Here is an 18,312-nt window from a genome sequence, read left to right as displayed (position 1 = left end):
GCCCTCCTTTAGCAAACCGTCGTGAGGCAAGGAAGCTCGGTCTTTTGCCGTTAGGCAAAAGTTCCGAAGCGGAAACAGCGAGCGAATGGAGCCGCTGGAGCGGAATGAGCGTGTTTGCGGGGAAAGCCTGGCACGAAACTCAACCATAAAGTCCCATGCAGAAAAAACAACTGAGTGATATTCAGATCATGGTCTGGTTCCTGAGGCCCTATTGGCTCAAGGCCCTTTTTGTATTCCTGTTGCTTTTTATCTATGCCCTCCTGGAGACGCTCAGCGTTGGCGCCCTTTATCCCTTTCTGAGCAGGATCCTTTCAAAAACAGGCTCGGCAGCGCAGTACGGTGGGAAAATACTTGAATACCTCGATTCGGCTTCATCATTTCTCCCTGTCAGCGATGCGCTCGTCGCCGCGAGTTTACTGCTTCTTATATTGATCATATTGAGCCGGATATTCGGGATCATATCGGAAAGCGCTGCCCTCTGGTATCATCTGCAGCTTTACACTGATTTGCAGAACAGGATCTTCCGGAAGATATTGCTGAACCAGTATAGCTATTTCCACACCAGGAAGCACGGAGAGCTGATGTATATCGGCAGGGAGGCGTCGGGATCGGTGGGAGAGATGTTCTTTTACTTTCCCAAGGCCGGTGTGGAATTTTTCAGGATCGCGATCATAACAGTACTTCTGCTGACGATATCAATAAAATTTACCCTCCTTATGTACATCGTTATTGCCGCATTCAGCGTGATCGTCTATGTGCTTTCCAACAAGATCATCAATCCTTCCGCTCAAAGAGCGCAGATAGCGTATGCGAATATCACGACGCTATTTTCAGAATCGATCTCAGGGATAAGGCAGATAAAACTCTTCGACAATTACAGGTACTGGTTTGAGAAACTGAGGAAAGAGTTGACCGTTGCAAGGAAACAGCAATTTACCTATACTGCACCGGCGTATTTTTCCTCACATCTGATATTATCGGTCGGTTCCCTCAGTACGATCCTCGCGATCATCTACGCAAAACTCTATATGCCCGATGATTTCATGAAGATATTCCCTATCATCATTGTTTATGTCGGTGCACTTATGAGGCTCATGCCTTCCGTCAAGGAGATAGCGCATCAATGGATGGGGCTTAAAGGCCTTGCTCCACGTATTCGTCTTACCTACGAGACACTGGCTGACACGGAATATGATACGGATGACGGCGGGAAGGATTTCCAGGGTTTAACGGGTGAAATGAAACTGAGCCATGTATCATTCTCTTATCCCACGAGGGCAAATGTCCTCAAAGATATCGATATCACCATACCGAGAAACAGAACGATTGCCATTGTAGGAGAGTCCGGATCAGGAAAGTCAACGCTGGCCGACCTGTTGCTTCGTCTGTACGGGCCCTCATCGGGACAGGTGCTTGTTGACGGGATCGATTATCAGGATTACTCACGCTCTTCATGGCTGAAGCACCTGAGCATGGTGAGCCAGGATACATTCATATTCCATGCCTCTGTCAGGGATAACATCAGGATCGGCAAGCTTGATGCCACAGAGAAGGAGATCATTGATGCGGCAAGGATCGCCAACGCCCACCAGTTTATCGCGGAGCTTCCTGAGAGATACGACACGATTGTCGGCGACAGGGGCATCACGCTGTCGGGAGGTCAGTGCCAGAGGATAGCCATCGCGAGGGCAGTCATAAAGAATCCCGAGATCCTCATCCTCGATGAGGCTACAAGCTCCCTCGACAATATATCGGAAAAGGTGATACAGGATTCATTGAGAGAGGTGGAAAAGAACAGGACGACGGTCATTATAGCCCACAGGCTTTCGACCATCGAGCATGCAGACAGGATATTCGTTATGAAACAAGGTGAGATCGTGGAAGAGGGAACGCATACGGAGCTTCTTGCAAAGGATGGCTATTATAATGCCCTATACCAAAGGGAAAAAGGAGAGGAGAAGGGATGAGTCTGAACTATGAGATCTTAGACTGTACCATCCGCGACGGCGGGTACCTCAACAACTGGCGCTTCGATAAAAGGATGGTCCGCGAGGTCTACCGTGCCCTCTCGAAGGCAGGGATCGATATCGTAGAGATCGGCTTCCGCGGCACCGAGAAATATTTCAAAAGAGATCAGTTCGGCCCCTGGAGGTTTACCGATATCGATGACCTCAGGGATGTGGTGCAGGGGATAAACGGGGCAAAGGTCGCAATCATGGGCGATTTCGGCAAACTCGACACGGATGACATCACCGACGACTATTGCCAGTACGTGAGCCTCGTCAGGATTGCCGTCCACAAGGACGGTGCTTTCAATGCGATAAAACAGCTTGAGGCTATCCGGAAGAAAGGTTTTCTGGTTTCCCTCCAGGCCATGGGGATCACGAGCTATACACGAGACGAGATCAGGGAACTGGTCACCGTCCTCAAGGACTCATCCATCGATTACGTCTATATCGCCGACAGCTATGGTTCGATCCTGCCTGACCAGATGCGGCCCCTCATCGAGCCCTTCCAGGAACTGAAACACATCAAGGTGGGATTCCATCCTCATAACGGTCTCCAGATGGCATTTGCCAATACTCTGGAGGCGATCAAATGCGGCATTGACATCGTGGATTCGACGATATACGGGATGGGCAGGGGCGCAGGAAACCTCCCCACCGAGGTCCTTCTCTCTTACCTCCAGCTCTCGACGACCGACAAGTATAATGTGATCCCGGTCCTCCATGTCATCGACCGGTTTTTCATGAACATCGATACCGACGAGCCATGGGGATACCAGCTTCCCTATATGCTTTCCGGCATCTTCCAGTGCCATCCCTACTATCCGAAGACGCTTGTCGACTACCGCGAATATTCCATGGAAGACATATGGAGTGCCCTTGAGATCGTAAAGAAGATCAACCCCGTAGGTTTTTCAAAGGATATCCTCAACGACATAATCAAAAGCGGCATGATAGGGAGCACACAGCACAAAAGTTCAACACCCTCCGCACCCGAGAAGGCAGTAACCCCTGAACGGAGCATCGATGGGGGAGTCCCCTATAAGGACCGCCACGCGGGGAGGGAGTTTCTGATCCTTGCAAACGGCCCCACCCTGAAGGAGTATCGGCCCAGAATAGAGGCCTTTATCAAAAAACATAATCCCATCATCCTCGGCGCCAATTATATCTCCGGTTTTTTTACCCCTCATTACCATGCCTTCAACAACAAGAAGCGCTTCACCGACTACGTCGATACCGTCGAAAAGGACTCAATCCTTATGATAGGCGAAAACATCCCCGAGGAGATGGTACGCGAGTATACGGCACGCCCCTATGAGACCCTCTATTTTGAAGATACCCTCGGTGACTTCGGCATCGTCGACGGGATCATCCAGTCAAACTGCAGGACCATCTCTGTGCTCTTGATGGGCATCGCCATCGTCATGGGCGCAGAACGGATATTCGCCGTGGGCCTTGATGGGTACATCGGCGCAGATGCGACAGGCGGGTTCCACTTCTATGACGAGAAGGTGGAGCCTGAGGAAAGGGACCTCGTTATCGAGCGTCACCGCTTCAACCAGCTCTTTCTTGAACAAATCGATGCCTACCTGATCCACCAGGGGAAAGAGGGCATCCATATCCTCACCCCGACAGGGTATAAGGCGTTCTTTAAGGGGATAGAGAATTATATATGAGCATGAACAATGAACGCTATGATATTTTAAAAAATATTTTCCGTGAAAAGAAATTCTTTAAACTTGTCTGCGGCGCAGGGAACGAGGACCTCACGGAGGTGAGGAGGCTTGCAACGATATATACGCTCGCCGGTGTGTCAATGCACGACCTGTCTGCGAACATTGACGTTGTTGAAGCCGCGAAGAAGGGTATTGAAAGGGCTTACGAACTTGCACCTATGCTGGGAAAAAAAATAGAGATAAGACCATACCTGAATGTCAGTATCGGTTTGAAGGGTGATCCGCACGTTCGTAAGGCGACGATCGACCGTAACGTTTGCGTGGAATGCGGCGAGTGCGTGAAGGTTTGCAGACAGAACGCTATTACAGAGGACTATTCGGTCATGGAGTTCAAGTGCATAGGGTGCGGAGATTGCGAGAAGGTCTGTCCCTCAGACGCGATCAAATATCTTCATAAACTTGCTGATTTTGAAAACATACTGCCGGAATGCGCGAAGAGCGGAGTGGAGACAATGGAGCTCCACGCGGTTACCGCCGATGATGGGGCGGTGATGCATGACTGGATGCTTTTGAACAAGATCATTACTGATAATTTTATCAGCGTCTGCCTCGACAGGTCGCTATTGTCAAACAGGCACCTCATCGAGAGGATCAAGCGATTATACGGTATAACAGGTGGCCGAATGATAGTGCAGGCAGACGGCGTACCTATGAGTGGAGAGGGCGACGACTACAATACGACCCTCCAGGCCATTGCATGTGCTGATGTTGTAATGAAAAGCGGCATCCCCGTTATCGTTCTTTTGTCAGGTGGAACAAACAGTAAAACAGGTCTGCTTGCAAGGCAGTGCGGCGTGAATGCCCACGGCGTTGCAATAGGGAGTTTTGCCAGAAAGATCGTAAAAAGATATGTGACAATGGAAGATTTTGATTCAAATATCGACATTATGAAGGAAGCGATATCGATCGCTGAACAATTGGTAATATCGAATATAGAGGCTATTAATGGCGGACATCAGGGTAAATAATGAAGTGATTGCGGATATAGGGTTACTTATCTTTGATAAGGACGGGACCTTGATGGAGCTCCACTATTACTGGACGCAGATGGTGGGCCTGCGGGCAGCGCTGATATGCGAAAACCTCAAGCTCGATAAAGATCATCTTGGGAAGATTGCGTATTTGATGGGGGCCGACCTGAAGACGGGTCGTTTGAGACCTGATGGTCCTGTGGGTCTGAAAAAACGCGAAATAGTGCTCCAGACTGTTGTGGATTACCTGAACAATGCCGGATACAACGGTGTCTACGATCTTTGCTTTAATGTCTTTCAGCAGGCCGACGACATCTCTTCAAAAAACCTTCAACAGTTTGTCAGGCCCATAGACGGCGCAGAAAGGCTTCTCCGGAATGCCTCTCGCTGTGGATGCAAAACGGCGATTGCGACGATTGACCGTCGGGAACGGGCAATACTCGCGATGAAATGCCTTGGCTTCGCAGACATAATTGATCTGGTTGTCGGGGCAGATGATGTCTCGCGGCCCAAGCCGGATCCCGAACAGATCAATTTTATCCTGAATGCCCTTGCAATAGACCGCAGCAATGCGATCATGGTCGGTGACGCGATGACAGATGTGCAGATGGGGGTCAACGCCGGCTTAAAGGTATCGATCGGCGTCCTGACAGGTCTTGCAACGAAGGAACAACTGAAAGGCATCACCCCTTATGTTGTCGAAGACGTTTCGAAGATAGAGATAGTAAATTAATCAGAGGGCTAAAGACTATGAAGAAAAAAATGAGCCTTAAGGATTCTTTGAAAAAGGGGAAGGTCGTCTATGGTCCATGGTGCGTTATCCCGTCGCCGTCGACGATCAATATCATCGCTGCAACAGGGATCGATTTCGTTATCATCGACATGGAACACGGCCCCCAGGGCTTTGAAACCGTAGAGGACATGATAAGGTCAGCTGAGGTTGAGGGCTGCGCGGCGATCGTGCGCGTGGCGAAGAACGATGAGTCATTGATACTGAGCGCCCTCGATATAGGCGCCGCGGGCGTGATCGTCCCCCATATAGAATCAAGACAAGACGCTGAAGAGGCGATATCGTATGCCAAATATTTCCCCGTAGGACAGCGCGGCTTTTCACCCTTTACAAGGGCAGGGGGATATTCGCTCCACAATGTCAGAAACCATGCAGTTAAACAGAACAGGAAGACGATGATAATCCTTCTCCTTGAAGGAAAAGGCGGGATCGGCAACCTTGACGATATCCTGTCCATAAAAGATATCCGCAAAAAGATCGACGTTATCTATATTGGCGCATACGACCTGTCGCAGGCCATCGGTTATCCCGGGCAGGTGGACCATCCGGAGGTCAGAAAACAACTTGAGGTCTGTATTAAAAAGATAAGGGGAAAAGGGATCGCTGCCGGCGGTTATGTGGCAAAGAACGATACGGATATTCAATGGATGACCAAACTGGGGATGCAGTTCATCACATTGATGCCCGATTGCACGATCCTGTTCCATGCGTTTGAGTCTTTTTACAAAATCGCTTTCGCAAAAGAACGTAAATAGTCACCAGTGATGAAAATAAGATAAAGGTCAAGGGAGGAATCGAACAGATGAAAGTAGTGGGTATGATCCCTGCACGGCTTCAGTCGAGCCGTCTTCCGGAGAAGGCGCTGATCGATATCGAAGGGCGGCCGATGGTTATCCATACCTGTAAAAGGGCACAGCTTTCGAAGAGGCTTGACGAGGTGTATCTTGTTACGGACAACGAGAAGATCAGACAGGCAGGAGAGGCGCATGGTGTCAATGTAATAATGACAGGGACACACCATAGGAGCGGTTCGGACAGGCTTGCCGAGGCGTGCGCATATGTTGATTGCGACATTGTCGTAAACGTCCAGGGAGATGAGCCCCTTGTTGATCCTGAGCATATTGATGCCATTGTGGGACCTCTGCTTCATGACCCGGAGGTAATGATAGCCGTCGGTGTAACGCCATACTCAAAAAAGAATAGTTCTTCGGACATCAAGGCGGTGCTGGACCTTGACGGAAACATCATGTACTGTTCAAGGACCGACCTGCCGAGTGATGCCAGGACCCCGGTAGAGAAGATGCTGAAGATGTGTTTTATCGTTCCCTTCAGAAAGGAGTTTTTGCTGCAATACTCGGGATGGGAGCCCACTCCTCTCGAGACAATAGAATATAATGAATATCTCAGGGTACTGGAGCATGGCGTAAAGATGCGTGCCGTTATGATCGATGACGCGAAGATAAGCGTCGATACCGGCGAAGACCTCGCCATCGTGAGAGAGCTTATGAAGCACGATACGATCAAGTCCAGGTACATGTAGACCTTTTATGGGCAAAATCATCCTTATCCACAGTGATCTATCCCATGAGAAGATTGCGGGTCTTTTAAAAGGCTCAGGTACAAAGACGTGGTACCCTCTGATAGGCGATTACGAAAAGGTCCTGGAACTGAAAGCGAGGCTTAACGGTGTTGCAGACTGTGAAGAGATAAGCGGCAGGCTGCAGGAGACGGCAGCTGTCCTGAGAAGACCATTTTACGAGGTGACGGCGCGGCTTGGCGCGCAATATCATTCTATCGAATGGTGGACCAGCACCATATCGGAGCGCAATACGATGACATGCAGCCTTTTTCTCCACTGCTGCTATGTGTATCTTGCTTCTCAGGTGATGGATTCAGGTGAGGATCTGTGCATCATAGCGGACAGCAATGCCGTTATAAAAAATATTTCATCCGTTGCAGCGAAGAAAGGGATAAGGGCAGAGAGCAGGACATCTTTTACGCTGAAGGACGGACCGGTCCGGGTCTTTGCGGAAGGTTTATTTAAACTGGTTCTCCATCTCGGGGTCTTTCTGTCTGCTAAGCTTAACAAACTTTATCATACGATTATAACCGGCAAGTATACTCCACTGGAAAATCCCGATGTGATCCTCCATACGTGGGTTGATGAGAAATGTTTTGGACCTGATGGTCAGTTCAGGGACCGTTATTTCACCATTCTGCCGGATTACTATAAAAGGAATAACGTCCGCAAGGCGACCTTTGTAAGCTTCTCGTACCGGAACATCACCCGTTCCACCTGGAAGGCCTTTTCATTCTTTCATACAAATAAAGATCATTTTATTATACTCCAGGATCACTATTGTATTTGGGACTACCTGTTCCCGTTTCGGATTTGGTTGAAGCAACGCCGGTTTGCATTCCGGTCCGTTGTGCTGAAGGACGCTGACTGTTCAATCCTGTTCAATGAATACCACAGGAACGAGCCTATACGTTTCGAGTCGATGTATTATCTGCTCTTTAAAAGGCTTGCAAAAAAAGGGATAAAGCCGAAGATGGTGATGGACGGATTCGAGAACCTTTTTACCGACAAACTGAGCCAGCTCGGTGTAAGAGAGTTCATGCCCGGAACGGCTGTACATGGTTTTTTTCACATAGCCCCGCCTCCAAATGCGCTCTGTTTCTTTACCGATATGAAGGAAAGAGACATCGCGCCTTTGCCCGACAGGATCATATGTAATGGACGCAGATACAGGGACATACTCGCGAAAGAGAACTATCCCGGGGAACGTATTGTCGTCGGCGCAGCACTGAGGTATTTGTATCTCCACAATATCAGACAGGCATCCGGCGGCAGCTCCGGAAAATTCAGAATCCTCCTTGTCCTGCCTATAGAAAAGGAAACGGTAGTGGAGCTGTTTTACAAGCTTAAGGAGGCCGTTGAAGGGATCGACAGGTTCAGGATGATCCTGAAGCCTCACCCTATGCAGACGACCATTATCAAAAAGATCCGGGGCGATTTCCTGCCGGAAACAGAGGTTTTTACCGGGGCGATGGATGATGCCCTCAATGCATGCGATATCGTTGTCAGCGGAGCCACCGGGGCGGTTCTTGACTGCGTTATGGCGGATAAAGAGGTAATAAGGATTGGAAGAAGTACCCAGATCGATCTGGACCCCCTCGCATGGTTTGAGGAGTTCGGCAGGCCTTGCGGCAGTGTAGACGAATTGAGGGAAAGACTGATCGATGCTGAGAAGAGGATAAAAGACCCTTCTTATTCTTCGCCTCACTATTCCGTGATGCTGCCGGAACTATTTTCTCCCGCGACAGAAGAGGCGATGAAGGCCTTTCTTCCGCCTTCAATCTCTTGAAATAGACGAGCATCCAGCATCCAGCGATGAGTATCGAGCATCCGGTATGGTTTTTTCGATATACGATATACGATATACTGTCAGTACGATACAATATGGAGGTTTAAACAATGTTGCAGGCACATAGACCATCTATCGGCAGCGAGGAGCTTGAAGAGGTCAGGAAGGTATTTGAGACGGGCTGGCTCGGAATGGGCTTGCAGGTGATAGAGTTTGAAAATATGATAAAGGACTATCTCGGTGCGCGTAACGCAGTGGCGGTAAATACAGGGACGACAGCCCTCCACATTGCGCTCGCCGCTTATGGGATAGGCCCCGGAGATGAGGTGATCACCCCTTCATTGACGTTTTGTGCCGGTATACAGGGCGTTATTTCCCTTGGCGCGACCCCGGTGTTTTGCGAGGTCGATCCCGACACGCTCAATATTGACATTGCCGATATGGAAAGAAGGGTAACGCCCAGGACAAAGGCGATCATGCCGGTCCATTATTGCGGGTATCCCTGCGATATGGACAGGCTCCTCGGGATCGCCAGGGAGAAGAAGATCGTTGTTATCGAAGACGCTGCACATGCCTTTGGCTCAACGTACAAAGACAGGAAGATCGGCAGCATCGGTGATGCAGCATGTTTCAGCTTTGACCCGATCAAGAATTTCACCTGTGGTGAGGGAGGCGCAGTAGTCTTAAGTGATGACGGAATCGCAGAGGAGATACGCAGGAAGAGGGCCCTTGGAATATCGAAGGATTCATGGCAGAGACAGAAAAAGGTCCAGAGCTGGTATTATGAGGTAGTAACGCAGGGATACCGTTACCATATGAGCAATATCAATGCCGCTATAGGGATCGCTCAACTCAGAAAACTCGACAGGTTCATAGCGAGAAGGAAAGCTATTGTAAAACGCTACAACGATGCCTTTCAGGAGATCGGGGATATCAGGATGCTCAAGTGGGAACTGCGGGAGATGGCCCCCTTTATGTACATACTCCGAGTTGCAGGCGACAGGAGGGACGAGATGATGGATTTCCTCGCCTCAAAAGGGGTGGCGAGCGGTGTCCACTACATACCGAATCATCTCCAGCCGTTTTTCAGCAAATATTCAACGGAACTTCCTGCAACGGAAAAGGTCTGGAAGGAGATCATCACCATTCCTCTCTTCTACGATATGACCGATGACGACGTGGAGCTTGTCATACGCACAGTCAGGGAATTCTTCGGCCGTTAAATTAAGGAATTATAAAAGTAGATAGAAGATAGCCGTCAGCAGTCAGCATACAGCTATCAGCGTCGATTATCGAGTATCAAGCGACGAGTATCGAGCATCTTTCGATATACGACATACGAAATACGATATACTGTCAAATGCGATGCCACCAAAAGTAAGTATAAATCTCTGCTGTTATAATTCGGAAAGGTTCCTGGAAGAGACCCTCAAGAGCATTGGGGATCAGACCTTCAGGGATTGGGAGCTTATCGTTGTCAACGACGGTTCGTCGGATTCCACCGAGGCGATCATTGACGGATTCAAGGCCCGTGGGTTTCCGGTATCATATCACTATCAGGAAAACAGAGGGCTCGGCTATTCACGTAACCGGGCCCTCGAACTTTCCGGGGGCGATTACGTCGTCTTTATTGATCACGATGATATATGGCTCCCTGAAAAACTGGAGAAGCAGGTAGAGGTTTTCGAGCGCAGAAAAGATATCGATTTCATATATACAAACTACTTCATACGGAAAGGGGAACGTAGAAACGTGGCGTTGAAAGGTCCTCAACCGGATGGAGAGGTTTTTGATCATTTTCTGAGACGTTATCCTGTCAGCGTTTTAACCGCTGCAATAAGAAAGAACGCTATCAACAGATTTGAAGAGCATTTCGACACGAAGCTGAGACTGTGCGAAGAATACGATCTCTTTATGAGATTGTTGTTTCACTCTAAAGCAGCCTACATCGGGGAGCCGCTGGCCGTCTACAGGATCCATCCCGACAGGGCCAGCACCCGGTTCATCGACGAATGGCCCGATGAGATGGAGGACATTATCGGAAAGTATAAAAAGGTTCTCGAAGGGTTTGAAGAAAAACATGCGGCGGCGCTCCGTTACGTTTATGGAAAGATCGGTTATTACAGGGCGCGTGCGGCAATGGTGGAGAAGAAACCTGAAAAGGCGAGGGATTTTTTGAGGCCTTACATCGGGGTCGATCTTCGTTTCACGCTTCTTTACATGATCACCTTTTTGCCTCCTGTAGTGTGGAATAAGACCATCTCCATAGGGAGCAAGGGATATTTCGATACATAATGTAAAGGTTTTATGCGAAGATTATCCGGGTAAGTACAAAAGTGAATCATATGAAAGGCAAAAAGATTTGTTTTGTAGCCGCCGTTGAGCTCTCCGTTCGCGTCTTCATGGTTGAGCATTTAAAAAGGTTAAGCAGTGAGCACAGCATAACAGTGGCAGTCAACACGGATAATGTGGACTTTCTGAAGCCTTACGGCCTTGATGTACAGGTCTTTCCGGTAAGGATCCTGAGAAGACCATTGCCGGTTTCTGACATGCTGGCGTTATGCAGGCTTTACCGGTTCTTCAGGAGAGAAGGTTTTGACGTCGTTCATTCAATTACACCAAAAGCAGGTCTGCTTTCAATGTTAGCTGCTTGCATGGCGGGCGTTCCCGTAAGGGTTCATACCTTTACCGGCCAGGTCTGGGCCACAGCAAAAGGAATGAAGCGATGGTTTCTGAAGGGCATGGACAAACAGATCGCCCGCTGCGCCACTCATGTCCTCGCGGACAGCAGATCACAGCTGGATTTCATCATTAGGGAGGGGATCGTTCGGGGCCAAAAAACCTCAGTGATCGGGAGCGGATCGATATGTGGTGTCGATAGTACACGTTTCCGGCCCGATCCGGAAACGAGAAAGACATTGCGGGAACAGCTTTCCATACCCGAAGACAGCATCCTTTTTCTTTTCCTGGGACGGCTTACCTTTGACAAGGGGCTGCTCGACCTTGCCGGCGCATTTGCAAAGGTATGCAGATCCGCGGAGGATATCCATCTCCTCGTTGCGGGACCTGACGAAGAGGGGATGAAAGAAAAGATGCTGTCCGTGTGCAGTGAACATCGTGACCGGATCCATTTTTCTGACTTTACAGACACACCGGAGAGGTTCATGGCTGCGGCCGATGTGTTCTGCATGCCCAGCTACCGCGAAGGGTTCGGCATCGTCGTCATTGAAGCAGGCGCCGCAGGTGTTTCTTCGATCGGGACCAAGATTTATGGTGTTGTCGACGCCATAGAAGATAATGTCACAGGATTTCTGTATGAGCCAGGGAACGTCAAAGAACTCGAGGAAAAGATGCTTAAGATGATCAATGATCCTTCTGCCAGGTATGCGATGGGCAGACGTGCCCGCGAAAGGGCAATAGGACTTTTTTCGAAGGATTATGTCGCCGATGCCTTTCTCAGCTTTTATAGATCACTGCCGGGGATGAGCAGTGTCAGGAGGAGTACCGGTGAAAAGGTTCTTTGACCTGATCGTGTCGCTGCTCCTTGTCATTATTCTGTCTCCCGTCATCCTCTTTACGGGTCTGTTAGTCTTTGCTGCGATGGGAAGCCCGGTCTTGTTTAAGCAGGTACGCCCGGGCTACAAAGGAAGACCTTTTACGATCTATAAATTCAGAACCATGACAGATGATACAGGCAAAACAGGCATACAATTGACCGATGAAGAGCGCCTGACCGGTGTGGGCCGTTTTCTCAGGAGGTTCAGCCTCGATGAACTTCCGCAGCTTTTTAATGTCCTGAAAGGCGATCTGAGTTTTGTTGGCCCAAGGCCGCTTCTCATGGAGTATATCCCTCTTTATACGCCAGAGCAGGCAAGGCGGCACGACGTAAAGCCTGGAATTACCGGACTGGCGCAGGTAAAAGGGAGAAATGCCATTACCTGGGAGGAACGCTTCGATCTCGATGTCTATTACGTTGACCACCGGAGCTTTCTGCTCGATATGAAGATACTTGTCGATACGGTGTTCAAGGTCATCAGACGGGAAGGCATAAGCGCGGAAGGCTGCGCAACGATGCCAAAGTTTACAGGTTCCAAACCGGACAGGGGAAAGGTATAATTGTTCACGAATCTTAATTGAAGGAGCATCGGGTTTGAAATTTCAGATAACAGAAGTTGAAAAAAGGATCTGGCTATTGCCCGTCTTTGCCTTTATTGGCGCTTTTGCAATAAGGTTTTACCTGGCCTTTTTCTCAAACATAATAACCCCTGACGGTATTTTATACATAAAAACCGCCAGGCTCATCGAGCTCGGGGCATCGAAAAAACTTATGGAATTTACTTTTATCCATCTGTATCCATATCTTGTTTTGCTTGCCCATACAATATTTCCCGACTGGGAGACGGCAGGACGTATGGTATCCGTATTTATGGGGTCACTGGCCGTCATTCCGCTTTTTCTTTTGACAAAACGGATGTTCGGTGTTCGCATCGCATCGATAACAGCGCTTTTTTATATTATTAACCCGAGGTTTGCCGACTATTCGGCAGACGTGCTCAGGGAACCTACCTTCTGGTTTTTTTCGGTAACTGCCTTATGGCTTGCGTGGGAAGGGGTCTCGCGCGGAAGCCTTATATGGATAGTATTGTCAGGCATATCGACAGCGCTGGCAGCCTTTGCCCGGATCGAAGGCGTTGCCATTTTCGTTGTGATCTTTTTGTGGATCATCTGGTATTTCTCCAAACAAGAACCGGACTCTAAAAAACTCTTTTCTTATCTCTCCGTATATATCTTTACCTTTCCGGTTCTGCTTTTGCCTTTTATTTTTCTTTTCAGCGAAATATTTGCGAAGTGGGATTTTGGTTTTACTTTTGTGAAGATATGGCTTCTTATAACGAGCAAAAGCAGTGAAGCACTTGAGCTGTCGCCCGAAACTATTCAATCGGTGAGACCTGAGTTGATCACATTTCTGGAGCTTGCAAGGGGCCACAAGTATGTCATCTTTCTCTCCGACATAATCCTTAAACTTGTCAAGTCGCTCAATGTGGTCTTTTTCTTTCTTGCAATTATCGGTATTTTCGGAAGAAAAAAAGTGGCCTACAGCAAAAACGAGATCCCTGTCGCGATCTGGTTCGGCGTTTTTTTCCTCACTGCATTTCTGTACATCGCAAAGGTTTATTACTTCAGCACACGGCACGGGAGTCTGCTCGGGTTTCCCATGCTGATCTGGGCAGGGATCGGCTATTTTGAATTGAAAGAGCAGATCTGTTCATGGCTCAGGAAGGTATACCCGTCAGCCTTTCTTACAAGGCATATGGCGGCAATCCTTATCTTTGCGATCCTCATCGCGATCCTGCCGAAGACATTATCCCCGGGAGGTTATGAGAAAAGAGAGTTGAAGGAGGCAGGTGTATATCTTAAGGCCAAAGGCTATTCGGGGGTAGTATTCGCGGGAGAGCCGCGTCTTTACAGGATTGCATTTTATGCGGATTCTGAATTTGATTCCCTGCCATTTGCACAAACAATAGACGAATTGGTGGGTTTTATGAAAAAAGGCAATGCCCGGTTTCTCATACTGGATGAAAAGACCGATAACGTCTCTTACAGGAACATCCTGAACAGCCTTCAACCATCGGTTTTTGAAAAGATAAATCTCCCGGCGCTTGAGAAGTTCCGGGAATATTCTTTATCCGTATACCGGCTAAAGGACAGATAAGATATTATGAAGATCATCCGGAAGTGGGGATTGGCGATTGTTGTAACGAGCGATTTGTTATGCGTCGCCGTTTCTTATTGGTTATCATACCTTCTCCGTTTCAATTTTGTTATACCCGAGCAATACTTTGAAAGGTATATCGAATCGCTTCCGGTCCTTTTGCTCGTGAGGTTCGTTTGTTTTTATGTATTCAGGCTCTATGAAGGCGTATGGAGATATGCCTCAATGAACGATCTTTTAAGGATACTGAAGGCGATCACCATAGGCTCCCTTGTCTTTACTCTGTATATCCTCATTCGTTATCAGTTTATCGGTTTCCCAAGATCTGTTCTGATGATCGATTGGTTTGTTATTATTACATTCCTGGGGGGTACGCGCTTTCTTTATCGGTTTTCACGGGAATTCCGCGTGTTGAACACGAAAGGCGACAACAGGGTCCTTGTAATCGGCGCAGACGATACCGGTGAAATGCTGCTCAGAGAGATGAGGCAGAACCCCAGGATGCAATACAATCCAATAGGTTTTCTCGATAAGGAATCCGGTAAAAAGGGGAGGCGTATCCACAATGTGCCGATCCTTGGCAACATTGGAGAACTCGGAAGGATAGCACAGGAAAAGGATATCCGCGAGGTGATCATAGCCTCACCATCGATTACGGGCAAGGAAATACGGAAGATCATCGAGACATGCGAAGAGGTGGGGATTGCATGCAAGACAGTCCCTGCAATAAGCGACATCCTGAATGGGAAATTGAATGTGAGTCACATAAGGGAGATACGCATCGAGGACCTCCTGGGACGGGAGCATATAGAACTGGATGCAGCGAAGATACGGGAATATCTGTCAGACAAGAGGGTTATGGTCACCGGTGCCGCGGGATCGATCGGGCACGAGTTGTGCCGCCATATAATGAAGATGGGACCGGAACAACTTATCCTCTTCGAGCGAGCGGAAAACGAGCTTTTTCATCTCGATCGGGAATTTTCTGAAGCGTCTTTCGGCAGGTTCTACACACCGATCCTGGGTGATATCCTTGATACAGGAAGATTGCAACGGGTAATGGAGGAGCACCATCCCGATGTTGTCTTTCATGCAGCGGCGTACAAACACGTTCCAATGCAGGAGGCGCACCCCGTTGAGGCAATAAAAAATAATATCATCGGCACAAAGAACGTTGCGGAGATGTCAATCCGGTACGAAGTGCAGAAATTCGTGATGATCTCTACCGATAAGGCGGTAAAGCCGGCAAATGTAATGGGAGCGACAAAACGGATCACCGAACTGATATGCCAGGGGATGAACGGGCGTGACCGCACGAAATTCGTTGTCGTGCGGTTTGGCAATGTCCTCAACAGTGCGGGAAGCGTTATCCCCATATTCAAGGAACAGATTACAAGGGGAGGGCCCGTAACGGTAACCCACCCCGAGGTGACGCGTTATTTCATGAGCATATCTGAGGCGGCTCAGTTGGTCATGCAGGCAGGCGCCATCGGTAACGGGGGAGAGATCTTTGTCCTTGACATGGGAGAGCCGACAAGGATCACCGACCTCGCAAAGGACATCATCCGGTTGATGGGATTAAGGCTTGGGGAGGACATCGACATCGTCTATTCCGGATTAAGACCGGGAGAGAAGCTCCATGAGGAACTGGTCGCGGATGATGAAAAGACCGAACGTACGGCGCACGACAAGATCATGCTCGTTAAATCCCCTCACTTTGATTGGGAGACCTTTGAGTCTCAGCTAAAAGACCTGATCGCAGAGGCAGAGAAAGGGGATACGGCGGATATCAGGAAAAGGTTGTTCGGCCTTTGCTCCGGTTACTCATACAGTAAAGGGTAAGGAAAGATGATGAAAGGTGATGCGTGAAAGACAGGACAGTCCTTGTTACCGGGGCAACGGGTTTTATCGGAAGGTACGTTGTCTCCCACCTGCTTGACGAGGGGTTGCGGATATTTGCCCTTGTTCCTGAAGGTGAGGAGTATTTTCCTCCTGAGAACAAGGCCGTAGAGGTTGTCAGAGGTGATATTACCGACCGGTTGCACATACCGGCGGGGGTCAGCGCTATCTACCATTGTGCCGGTGTTATCACAATGGTAGAGGAGATGGAGCGGGTAAATGTCCGGGGTACGCAGAATGTCGTGGAGGCTGCAATTGCGAATAACTGCCGCCTGATCCACCTCTCAAGCGCAGGCGTAGTCGGGAAAACAAATAACAAGACGATCAACGAAGAGACCCCTTGTCGTCCTGATAGTCTTTATGAGAAAACAAAATTAAGGGCAGAAGAGATCGTCAGACATGGGATTAATAAAGGTTTAAGGGCACAGATACTGAGACCTACTATTGTTTTTGGAGCAGGCCGGGCACCTGGAGACGACAGTTTTTTCCAATTGATCAGTGTAATAGCAACCAACAATTACAGGCATATCCGAGGGGGAAGCGGCATATATAATATTGTCAATGCCGGTGAGGTTGCCCGCGCGATGTTTGCCCTTGACAACGATGCCATTCCGAGCGGCAGTGTGTTTATTATCAATACCCCCATACGTTTCTTTGAATTTGCCTCGATCATATCCGGGGCGGTCGGAAAAGATAACGCGAAAATAGGGAACATCCCTTATGCCGCCGCATTGACTGCTGCGGCTATATTTTCTTTATTGCGTCTTCTTACAGGTAAGAAAAGAGGACTCACGTATTCACGTTTAAAGGCACTGACGGATTCCAGAACCTTTTCCCAGGACCGCCTGATCCATGAAACGACTTACAGGCCCCTCCACAGCGTTGCCGAATACCTGAAAAAGGTATGTGAAGAGTACCGTATTACCCCGAACTAACAACGCAACAATCTCCCCGCTTTTACCACACCGCAGCACCACACCCCTGTTTTTTAATTCTGATTTCCCATTATAGGATAGGCACTGATGTCGGGACATCCCCGGCAAACACGCTCATTTCGCTCCTGCGGCTCCATTCGCTCGCGTTCGGCTTCGGAACTTTTGCTTCGCAAAAGACCAAGCTTCCTTGTCTCACGACGGTTTGCTCCGGGATATCCCGACATCAGTGCCCTACAGGATGTATCTGGGACAAGCTATCTTCTACGTTATATCAAAATCTTAATTTCAAATGTTCAAAACGAATAGTGGGTGTTAATGTATTGAGAAATACGGAGAAGTAGATTATTATCTCTCTGTGAAGATCCTGAGTGCACGATATCTGAAAAGCGTCACTTCACCGGACAGGTCTTTACAAGGGAAGATGCCGGAGGTGTCCTTTGTAGGGAGATCGAATGTAGGGAAATCGTCGATGATCAACAGCCTCGCGATGCGGAAGATCGCAAAGACAAGCTCGACACCTGGGGCTACAAGGCTGATCAATCTTTACCACATCGACTATGAACAGGGGGGTGCAAGGCAGCAGGTCGTCTTCTCGGATTTCCCCGGGTTCGGGTATTCAAAGGTATCAAAAACAATGCAGCGGAGCTGGCAAAAGATGATTGAGGGTTACATCGAGGGCAACAGAGAGATAAAAAAGGTCATCTGGGTCTATGATGTACGGAGAGAGCCCGATTATCTCGATGAAATGTTGCTGGAGTGGTTTTTTGACCAGAAACTGTCCTTTACCGTTGTCCTGACCAAGACCGACAAGGAGAGCAGAGGCTTTGCAGCGAACAAGAAGAGGCTGTTCAGACAATATGTAAAAGAGGGGGAAATCCTGACCTTTTCAGCAAA

General features: G+C 48.8%; 15 protein-coding genes. All 15 read left to right on the top strand.

Annotated elements, in window-relative coordinates; genetic code table 11:
• The first annotated feature begins 155 nt into the window (after positions 1–155).
• Complete coding sequence (locus tag PHU49_00090; protein ID MDD5242390.1) at positions 156–1,967, top strand: ABC transporter ATP-binding protein; 1,812 nt, start codon at positions 156–158, stop codon at positions 1,965–1,967.
• Entirely contained in the window at positions 1,964–3,682 is a 1,719-nt protein-coding gene (locus PHU49_00085) for an aldolase catalytic domain-containing protein (protein ID MDD5242389.1), read from the top strand. Before PHU49_00090 ends, PHU49_00085 begins: the two co-directional genes overlap by 4 nt.
• Complete coding sequence (locus PHU49_00080) at positions 3,679–4,710, top strand: 4Fe-4S binding protein (GenBank protein ID MDD5242388.1); 1,032 nt, start codon at positions 3,679–3,681, stop codon at positions 4,708–4,710. Before PHU49_00085 ends, PHU49_00080 begins: the two co-directional genes overlap by 4 nt.
• Positions 4,688–5,446 (top strand): HAD hydrolase-like protein, encoded by a 759-nt coding sequence (locus tag PHU49_00075; GenBank protein MDD5242387.1) that lies wholly within the window; start codon positions 4,688–4,690, stop codon positions 5,444–5,446. Before PHU49_00080 ends, PHU49_00075 begins: the two co-directional genes overlap by 23 nt.
• 17 nt (positions 5,447–5,463) lie before the next feature.
• Positions 5,464–6,258 (top strand): aldolase/citrate lyase family protein, encoded by a 795-nt coding sequence (locus PHU49_00070; GenBank protein MDD5242386.1) that lies wholly within the window; start codon positions 5,464–5,466, stop codon positions 6,256–6,258.
• A gap of 47 nt (positions 6,259–6,305) precedes the next feature.
• A complete protein-coding gene (gene kdsB / locus PHU49_00065; GenBank protein ID MDD5242385.1) occupies positions 6,306–7,043 on the top strand; it encodes a 3-deoxy-manno-octulosonate cytidylyltransferase in 738 nt (245 codons plus the stop codon).
• 7 nt (positions 7,044–7,050) lie between these two features.
• The gene (locus tag PHU49_00060; protein MDD5242384.1) at positions 7,051–8,871 is read left to right on the top strand and encodes a hypothetical protein; all 1,821 of its coding nucleotides are present in this window, start codon (positions 7,051–7,053) and stop codon (positions 8,869–8,871) included.
• A 110-nt stretch (positions 8,872–8,981) separates the two neighbouring features.
• Positions 8,982–10,094, top strand: coding sequence for a DegT/DnrJ/EryC1/StrS family aminotransferase (locus PHU49_00055; GenBank protein ID MDD5242383.1), 1,113 nt, complete (start codon positions 8,982–8,984; stop codon positions 10,092–10,094).
• Positions 10,095–10,236: 142 nt separating this feature from the next.
• Positions 10,237–11,166 (top strand): glycosyltransferase, encoded by a 930-nt coding sequence (locus tag PHU49_00050; protein MDD5242382.1) that lies wholly within the window; start codon positions 10,237–10,239, stop codon positions 11,164–11,166.
• A gap of 50 nt (positions 11,167–11,216) precedes the next feature.
• A complete protein-coding gene (locus tag PHU49_00045; GenBank protein ID MDD5242381.1) occupies positions 11,217–12,395 on the top strand; it encodes a glycosyltransferase family 4 protein in 1,179 nt (392 codons plus the stop codon).
• Positions 12,379–12,987, top strand: coding sequence for a sugar transferase (locus PHU49_00040; GenBank protein MDD5242380.1), 609 nt, complete (start codon positions 12,379–12,381; stop codon positions 12,985–12,987). The genes PHU49_00045 and PHU49_00040 overlap by 17 nt, the downstream gene beginning before the upstream one ends.
• A 34-nt stretch (positions 12,988–13,021) precedes the next feature.
• On the top strand, positions 13,022–14,584 hold the full coding sequence (locus PHU49_00035; protein ID MDD5242379.1) for a glycosyltransferase family 39 protein: 1,563 nt from the start codon (positions 13,022–13,024) through the stop codon (positions 14,582–14,584).
• 6 nt (positions 14,585–14,590) lie between these two features.
• Positions 14,591–16,426: a nucleoside-diphosphate sugar epimerase/dehydratase gene (locus PHU49_00030; protein ID MDD5242378.1), complete on the top strand. Its 1,836-nt coding sequence runs from the start codon at positions 14,591–14,593 to the stop codon at positions 16,424–16,426.
• Between the two features lie 23 nt (positions 16,427–16,449).
• Positions 16,450–17,418, top strand: a complete 969-nt coding sequence (locus PHU49_00025; GenBank protein MDD5242377.1) for an NAD-dependent epimerase/dehydratase family protein — start codon at positions 16,450–16,452, stop codon at positions 17,416–17,418.
• A 355-nt stretch (positions 17,419–17,773) separates the two neighbouring features.
• A partial coding sequence (gene yihA / locus PHU49_00020) for a ribosome biogenesis GTP-binding protein YihA/YsxC (GenBank protein MDD5242376.1) occupies positions 17,774–18,312 on the top strand: 539 nt, incomplete at its 3' end.

It is taken from the genome of Syntrophorhabdaceae bacterium, from assembly GCA_028713955.1.
Lineage (GTDB): Bacteria > Desulfobacterota > Syntrophorhabdia > Syntrophorhabdales > Syntrophorhabdaceae > UBA5609.
The sequence above is the reverse complement of the archived record's forward strand: the minus strand, read 5'-3'. Positions and strand labels throughout refer to the sequence as shown.

Coding starts and splice junctions, on each gene's coding strand:
- PHU49_00090 (MDD5242390.1), top strand. CDS start 156: ATGCAGAAAAAACAACTGAGTGATATTCAGATCATGGTCTGGTTCCTG.
- PHU49_00085 (MDD5242389.1), top strand. CDS start 1,964: ATGAGTCTGAACTATGAGATCTTAGACTGTACCATCCGCGACGGCGGG.
- PHU49_00080 (MDD5242388.1), top strand. CDS start 3,679: ATGAGCATGAACAATGAACGCTATGATATTTTAAAAAATATTTTCCGT.
- PHU49_00075 (MDD5242387.1), top strand. CDS start 4,688: ATGGCGGACATCAGGGTAAATAATGAAGTGATTGCGGATATAGGGTTA.
- PHU49_00070 (MDD5242386.1), top strand. CDS start 5,464: ATGAAGAAAAAAATGAGCCTTAAGGATTCTTTGAAAAAGGGGAAGGTC.
- kdsB (MDD5242385.1), top strand. CDS start 6,306: ATGAAAGTAGTGGGTATGATCCCTGCACGGCTTCAGTCGAGCCGTCTT.
- PHU49_00060 (MDD5242384.1), top strand. CDS start 7,051: ATGGGCAAAATCATCCTTATCCACAGTGATCTATCCCATGAGAAGATT.
- PHU49_00055 (MDD5242383.1), top strand. CDS start 8,982: ATGTTGCAGGCACATAGACCATCTATCGGCAGCGAGGAGCTTGAAGAG.
- PHU49_00050 (MDD5242382.1), top strand. CDS start 10,237: ATGCCACCAAAAGTAAGTATAAATCTCTGCTGTTATAATTCGGAAAGG.
- PHU49_00045 (MDD5242381.1), top strand. CDS start 11,217: ATGAAAGGCAAAAAGATTTGTTTTGTAGCCGCCGTTGAGCTCTCCGTT.
- PHU49_00030 (MDD5242378.1), top strand. CDS start 14,591: ATGAAGATCATCCGGAAGTGGGGATTGGCGATTGTTGTAACGAGCGAT.